The sequence below is a fragment of the Enterobacter sp. 940_PEND genome (genome assembly GCF_001059415.1).
In the GTDB taxonomy this organism is placed as follows: Bacteria; Pseudomonadota; Gammaproteobacteria; order Enterobacterales; family Enterobacteriaceae; genus Enterobacter; species Enterobacter cloacae_M.
Map to the genome: position 1 here is coordinate 1 of NZ_JUMS01000151.1, position 390 is coordinate 390.

At 46.7% G+C, this 390-nt stretch carries 1 protein-coding gene; it reads left to right on the plus strand.

The window, feature by feature from the left end:
* On the plus strand, nucleotides 1–339 hold a 339-nt coding region (locus ADJ24_RS21510), incomplete at its 5' end, for a DUF2345 domain-containing protein (protein ID WP_048703683.1).
* Nucleotides 340–390 lie beyond the last annotated feature (51 nt).

Consider the following 390-nt stretch of genomic DNA (forward strand, 5'->3'; position numbering starts at 1 on the left):
GGTGGTGCTTATATAAAGCTTAGCGGCGGGAATATTGAACTGGGATGTCCGGGAAATATTTTGCTGAAAGCGGCCAATGTTAATCAGACCGGTCCTGCCAGTTTAGATACACCGCCTGTAACTTTTCCTAAAGGGTACAGTGAAGGGTTTATCACAACGTCATCCGCCAGCGGAGCTGTCAAGCCTTTCACCACATATAAAATTACGACGGCTGAAGGGGAGGTTTATGAGGGCATTTCCGGTGCAGAAGGAGAGACTTCTCCAATATTTACGTCTATGCCATCGCAGTTAAAAATCGAATATCCGCGAAATATTGCTGATAACCAGGAGGGCGAATAACATGACTACCGCTGTATCCTCACTCTGCCGTAAAAATCCCCATGCTCCATG